Source organism: Pseudomonas sp. 21LCFQ010 (assembly GCF_024129905.1).
GTDB lineage: Bacteria > Pseudomonadota > Gammaproteobacteria > Pseudomonadales > Pseudomonadaceae > Aquipseudomonas.
The window spans coordinates 36261-42260 of record NZ_JAMYDZ010000039.1 but is presented as its reverse complement, the minus strand read 5'-3'; the positions used below and the strand labels follow the sequence as shown (position 1 = coordinate 42260).

Here is a 6000-nt window from a genome sequence, read left to right as displayed (position 1 = left end):
GAGTGTTGGAACCACCTGATCCCATCCCGAACTCAGTAGTGAAACGATACATCGCCGATGGTAGTGTGGGGCTTCCCCATGTGAGAGTAGGTCATCGTCAAGATTCAAACACAGAACCCCTGATCGCTCTGCGATCGGGGGTTTTGCTTTGCGTGCTGAAAAGTCCAGCCGTTGATGCTTATCTCATGTACCTATGCACCCGTGGTCTGCATGGCTATTATGCGTGCCTCTTTAAAAGGCGTTAATTTCATGCTCACGTTGCTAAGACTTCTTGCCGATGGCGCGTTTCACTCCGGTCAGGTCCTGGGCGATGAGTTGGGGATCAGTCGTAGCGCTGTCTGGAAGCAGTTACAGCAGTTGCAGGCGGAGCTTGGGGTTGAGCTGCACAAAGTTCGTGGCCGCGGCTACAGGCTCGCCAGTGCGCTTTCGCTGCATGATGAGCAGACGATCAAGAATTCGGGGCTGCCCCAAGGCTGGTCTGTAATTGTCCATGAGAGCCTTGACTCTACAAATGCCGAGGCTGCTCGACTGATTGCTCTGGGCGCTACCATGCCAACCGTAGTGGTGGCGGAGCGGCAGACTGCAGGTCGGGGGCGACGAGGTCGCAAATGGGTTAGCCCCTTTGCCGAAAACCTGTATTTCAGCCTGTTGCTCCGGATTGAAGGCGGTATGCGCCAGATTGAGGGGCTGAGCTTGATGGTGGGCCTGGCTGTCGTCGAGGTTCTACGGGAATTTGGCGTTAAAGAGGCCGGTCTCAAGTGGCCAAATGATGTGCTGTCGGGGCGCCGCAAGCTGGCGGGGATCCTGCTGGAGCTGATGGGGGATCCGGCTGATGTGTGTCACGTGGTGATAGGTATTGGTATCAACGTGAATATGCAGGCTTGCTCGGAGGTGGATCAGTCCTGGACTTCTGTGCGCCTGGAGGCTGGAGCGTTGTGCGATCGTAATCATCTGGCTGCTCGCCTGGCCGGCCGGCTGCAGGAGCTCTTGCAGCGGCACCAGCAGGAAGGCTTTTCAGTGTTTCAGGCTGAGTGGGAGCGTAATCATCTGTGGCAAGGTCGTGAAGTGACGCTCTTGTCGGGTGCGGACAGAACGGAGGGCGTCGTTCTTGGTATCGATGAGCTTGGCGCGTTGCGACTGGATGTCGGTGGTATAGAAAAAAGCTTTAGTGGCGGTGAGCTCAGCCTGAGGTTGCGCGATGATTCTTGAACTCGATTGTGGCAATAGCTTTATCAAGTGGCGCGTCACAGAGAAGGGCGATGACTCGATCAGGGCTGGTGGTGTCGTAGATTCCGACAGTGCGCTGGTGGAACAGTTGGGGCTCTTGCCGGGGCTGGAACTTGCTCACTGCCGCCTGGTGAGTGTGCGCACCCCGGACGAGACCCACAAGCTGATGGAGATGCTGCGCAGTTGTTACGGTATGAGGCCGGTGTGTGCCGAGCCTGCCCGGACTCTGGCGGGGGTATCGAATGGGTATGATGAGTATGAGCGCCTGGGGCTTGATCGCTGGTTGGCCTTGGTGGCGGGCTACCATTTAGCCCGCAGAGCGTGTCTGGTCATCGATCTTGGCACTGCTGTTACTTCTGATTTCGTCGATTTGACAGGTTTGCATCTGGGGGGCTTCATTTGCCCTGGTATCCCGCTGATGCGCAACCAGCTGCGCACTCACACCAGGCGTATTCGTTATGATGATGCGGCCGCTGAAAGAGCGCTTGTCGGTTTGGGGCCGGGGCACTCTACCGCAGAGGCTGTCGAGCGCGGTTGCTCTCTAATGCTGCGCGGTTTTGTTCAGGCTCAGTTGGAGATGGCGAGGTCATACTGGGGTGAGCATTTCGATGTGTTTATCACTGGCGGCGACGCGGGGTTGGTCGAGGATGTGATTCCTGGCGCTCGAGTTGTTCCTGATCTGGTTTTCATCGGCCTTGCCCTGGCCTGCCCACTTCGCTGAGGTTTTCATGCGTTGGCTTTTTCTTTTGCTCTTGATGCTGAACGTCTTCTACTACCTCTGGCATCAGCAGGAAGCTCCCCTGCGTGCCAAGGAAGTGATTCCGCTATCGCTTAACCGTTCTGCTCAGCAGGATATCCGGCTGGTCAGTGAGTCGGGTGTAGGGGAGGGGCGTGAGAGCAGGCCTGAATGCCAATACCTGGGTGGGTTTGCCAAGGCTGACGATGTGAAAGCGGTAGAGCAGCGTCTGAAGAGTCTCGATATTCGTACGCAGTATCATGTGCAGCAAGTGGCGGGCGCCAATCGTTATTGGCTTGCCGTCATGCCTGAGAGTCGTCGGCTGGTCGGTGAAGAGTTGGTGGCTCAACTCACTCAGGATTTTCCGCAGTTAAAAAATCGGATTATTTTATGTGAAGGGGTTGCAGACCTTAATTAGTTTGCATAGAATGGCGCCCGCTCCACAGCGAGGCTGAAAGCCAAGTTAAGAAGCGAGATTGATCAACTCACGTAACTCCAAGATTTAATTGAAGAAAGTGGTTGACAAGAGGGTGGCAGAGGTTGATAATGCCGCCCAGCTCAGGAGGGGTTCCCGAGCGGCCAAAGGGATCAGACTGTAAATCTGACGTCTACGACTTCGAAGGTTCGAATCCTTCCCCCTCCACCATATTTAGCAAGAATTGCAAGTTCTGCGGGTATAGTTTAGTGGTAGAACCTCAGCCTTCCAAGCTGATGATGCGGGTTCGATTCCCGCTACCCGCTCCAGATTTTGCAGTTTGTGCGTAAGGTTTCGCTCTTGTAGCTCAGTTGGTAGAGCACACCCTTGGTAAGGGTGAGGTCAGCGGTTCAAATCCGCTCAAGAGCTCCATTATCAAAGGCAGATATGCAAATATCTGCCTTTGTTTTAGGCGGGTGTGTCGGTCTCGGCCTTCGCTTGAATTCTTTTCATGGCTCATTGGTATCTTCTGCTTTTGGGTGAATGAAAAGAGGTGTTGATAAAATCTAGTCGGGTCAGCATAATGGTCGGCCTGATTTTGTTTTTAGGTCAGTAGCTCAATTGGCAGAGCGACGGTCTCCAAAACCGTAGGTTGGGGGTTCGATTCCCTCCTGACCTGCCAGATTCTTTCGATATCTGGCTTTCTTTTCACAGGATCTCCGTAGATGAATCTCAAGGCTGAAGCATCAGACTCCCGCTTTGACCTGCTGAAGTGGCTCCTGGTAGTCGTTCTGGTGGTCGTGGGTGTTGTCGGTAATCAGTATTACTCGGCCCAGCCGATCCTGTATCGCGTTCTCGTTCTCCTTGTGATTGCAGCTGCTGCCGCGTTCGTTGCGCTGCAGACCGGCAAGGGCAAAGCTTTCTTTACGCTTGCCAAAGAAGCGCGTGCAGAGATTCGTAAGGTCGTATGGCCGACTCGTCAAGAGACCGGCCAGACTACGCTGATCGTCGTGGCGGTGGTTCTGGTTATGGCGCTGCTGTTGTGGGGGCTTGATTCCCTGCTCGGTTGGCTTGTTTCCTTGATAGTTGGCTAAGGGTGTCTCGTGGCTAAGCGTTGGTATGTAGTGCATGCTTACTCGGGTTACGAGAAGCATGTCATGCGCTCGCTGATCGAGCGTGTGAAGCTGGCAGGCATGGAAGATGGCTTCGGCGAAATTCTGGTCCCTACTGAAGAAGTAGTGGAAATGCGTAACGGCCAGAAGCGCAAGAGTGAGCGTAAATTCTTCCCTGGCTATGTGCTGGTGCAGATGGAAATGAACGAGGGTACCTGGCACTTGGTCAAGGATACCCCGCGTGTGATGGGCTTCATCGGCGGTACTGCCGACAAGCCTGCGCCGATTACTGATAAAGAAGCAGAAGCAATTCTGCGTCGCGTTGCTGATGGCAGCGATAAGCCCAAGCCGAAGACCTTGTTCGAGCCGGGCGAGGTTGTACGTGTTATTGACGGTCCATTCGCGGACTTCAATGGTTCGGTTGAAGAAGTTAACTACGAAAAGAGCCGCATTCAGGTGGCTGTGCTCATTTTCGGTCGCTCTACTCCGGTAGAGCTGGAGTTCAGCCAGGTCGAGAAGGTCTGAGCGAGCTGAAATCCCAACCCCGCAGCCAAAGGCTGTGGGGTTTTTTCGTCACCGGGATATATGTGCAATGCATCGGGGAGCCTTAACTGGCGCTAGAACCCGTAACTGGAGTGCCTCATGGCCAAGAAGATTAACGCGTACATCAAGTTGCAAGTGAAAGCCGGTCAGGCTAACCCAAGCCCACCCGTTGGTCCTGCTCTGGGTCAGCACGGTGTGAACATCATGGAATTCTGCAAAGCGTTCAACGCCCGTACTCAGGGCCTGGAAGCTGGTCTGCCGACTCCTGTGATCATCACCGTCTACAGCGACCGTAGCTTCACTTTCGAAACCAAGAGCACCCCGGCTTCGGTTCTGCTGAAAAAAGCAGCAGGCCTGGCCAGCGGTTCTGCTCGTCCTAACACTGTTAAGGTTGGCACTGTTACCCGTGCTCAGCTGGAAGAGATCGCTAAAACCAAGAGCGCTGATCTGACAGCCGCTGACCTCGATGCAGCCGTGCGTACCATCGCCGGTTCTGCTCGCAGCATGGGCCTTAACGTGGAGGGTGTGTAATGGCTAAGTTGACCAAGCGTCAAAAGGCAATCGCCAGCAAGCTCGAAGCTGGCAAAGTCTACAACTTCGTTGACGCAGCAAGCCTGCTGGCCGAGCTGTCGACCGTCAAGTTCAGCGAGTCGTTCGACGTTGCTGTTAACCTGGGCGTCGATCCTCGTAAATCCGACCAGGTCGTTCGTAGCGCTACCGTTCTGCCGCACGGCACCGGTAAGACTGTTCGTGTTGCCGTGTTCACCCAGGGTCCAGCTGCTGAAGCCGCTCTGGCTGCCGGCGCTGACCGTGTAGGTATGGACGATCTGGCTGCCGAAATGAAAGCCGGCGACCTGAACTACGACGTAGTCATCGCTTCTCCGGATGCCATGCGCGTTGTCGGTCAGTTGGGTCAGGTTCTGGGTCCTCGCGGCCTGATGCCTAACCCGAAAGTCGGTACTGTAACTCCAGACGTAGCCAACGCCGTGAAAAACGCCAAGGCTGGTCAGGTTCGTTACCGCACCGACAAAAACGGCATCATCCACACTTCCGTTGGCAAGATCGGCTTCGATGCCGTCAAGCTGAAGGAAAACGTTGAAGCCCTGATCGCTGATCTGAAGCGTATCAAGCCAGCTTCCTCGAAAGGTATCTACGTCAAGCGCGTAACCCTGAGCACCACCATGGGCCCAGGTCTGGTTATCGATCAGAGCTCGCTGGACGCGTAATGTGCAGTGGCGCGGCATGCCGCGCCACTCAAAAATTGGGGTCCCTGCCTGGCGGGGGCTGTCCAAGACCGTAGGCGACGCAAGTCTTAAACCACAAGCCTACGCAGATGGTGCTCCCGGTTCCTTACCGAATCAGACACCAAAACGACATCCGGCTCCGGCTGGATGAAACGGTAACAAGCAGGAGTTAAACCCGTGGCAATTAAACTCGAAGACAAGAAGGCCATCGTCGCTGAAGTCAACGAGGCTGCCAAAGTTGCCCTGTCCGCTGTCGTGGCTGATGCCCGTGGTGTGACTGTAGGCGCTATGACCGGACTCCGTAAAGAGGCTCGTGAAGCTGGCGTTTATGTACGTGTCGTACGTAACACCCTGCTCAAGCGCGCCGTTGCTGACACTGAATACAGTGTCCTCAACGATGTGTTCACCGGCCCGACCTTGATCGCTTTCTCCAACGAACACCCGGGCGCTGCTGCTCGTCTGTTCAAAGAGTTTGCCAAAGGTCAGGACAAGTTCGAGATCAAGGCAGCTGCGTTCGAGGGCAAGTTCCTCGCAGCTAATCAGATCGACGTACTGGCAAGCTTGCCGACCCGCGACGAAGCCATTTCGCAGCTGATGAGCGTGATCCAAGGCGCTACCAGCAAGCTGGCTCGTACTCTGGCGGCTGTTCGCGACCAGAAAGAAGCTGCTGCAGCCTGAGGCTGAGCCCTTCTAACGCGTTTTTGTTTATTTCGATGGTCGCAC

At 55.2% G+C, this 6000-nt stretch carries 8 protein-coding genes, 4 tRNA genes and 1 rRNA gene; all 13 read left to right on the top strand.

What is annotated here, in order from left to right; genetic code table 11:
- Positions 1-103 (top strand): 5S ribosomal RNA (gene rrf / locus NJC38_RS27505); the annotation flags it as partial.
- Positions 104-249: 146 nt separating this feature from the next.
- Positions 250-1209 (top strand): bifunctional biotin--[acetyl-CoA-carboxylase] ligase/biotin operon repressor BirA, encoded by a 960-nt coding sequence (gene birA / locus NJC38_RS27500; RefSeq protein ID WP_253117961.1) that lies wholly within the window; start codon positions 250-252, stop codon positions 1207-1209.
- Entirely contained in the window at positions 1199-1948 is a 750-nt protein-coding gene (locus tag NJC38_RS27495; RefSeq protein WP_045484187.1) for a pantothenate kinase, read from the top strand. Before birA ends, NJC38_RS27495 begins: the two co-directional genes overlap by 11 nt.
- 7 nt (positions 1949-1955) lie before the next feature.
- Positions 1956-2381: a hypothetical protein gene (locus tag NJC38_RS27490; RefSeq protein WP_253117960.1), complete on the top strand. Its 426-nt coding sequence runs from the start codon at positions 1956-1958 to the stop codon at positions 2379-2381.
- Positions 2382-2524: 143 nt separating this feature from the next.
- Positions 2525-2609 (top strand) — tRNA-Tyr (locus NJC38_RS27485).
- A gap of 24 nt (positions 2610-2633) precedes the next feature.
- Positions 2634-2707, top strand: a tRNA-Gly gene (locus tag NJC38_RS27480).
- Positions 2708-2734: 27 nt separating this feature from the next.
- Positions 2735-2810 (top strand) — tRNA-Thr (locus NJC38_RS27475).
- Between the two features lie 174 nt (positions 2811-2984).
- Positions 2985-3060, top strand: a tRNA-Trp gene (locus NJC38_RS27470).
- A 43-nt stretch (positions 3061-3103) separates the two neighbouring features.
- Entirely contained in the window at positions 3104-3472 is a 369-nt protein-coding gene (gene secE / locus NJC38_RS27465; protein ID WP_045484182.1) for a preprotein translocase subunit SecE, read from the top strand.
- A 9-nt stretch (positions 3473-3481) separates the two neighbouring features.
- Complete coding sequence (nusG, locus tag NJC38_RS27460) at positions 3482-4015, top strand: transcription termination/antitermination protein NusG (protein ID WP_045484179.1); 534 nt, start codon at positions 3482-3484, stop codon at positions 4013-4015.
- Positions 4016-4132: 117 nt separating this feature from the next.
- The gene (rplK, locus tag NJC38_RS27455) at positions 4133-4564 is read left to right on the top strand and encodes a 50S ribosomal protein L11 (protein WP_045484176.1); all 432 of its coding nucleotides are present in this window, start codon (positions 4133-4135) and stop codon (positions 4562-4564) included.
- Positions 4564-5259: a 50S ribosomal protein L1 gene (gene rplA, locus NJC38_RS27450; protein WP_045484173.1), complete on the top strand. Its 696-nt coding sequence runs from the start codon at positions 4564-4566 to the stop codon at positions 5257-5259. The genes rplK and rplA overlap by 1 nt, the downstream gene beginning before the upstream one ends.
- A gap of 195 nt (positions 5260-5454) precedes the next feature.
- The gene (gene rplJ, locus NJC38_RS27445) at positions 5455-5955 is read left to right on the top strand and encodes a 50S ribosomal protein L10 (RefSeq protein WP_045484170.1); all 501 of its coding nucleotides are present in this window, start codon (positions 5455-5457) and stop codon (positions 5953-5955) included.
- The last annotated feature ends 45 nt before the right edge of the window (positions 5956-6000 follow it).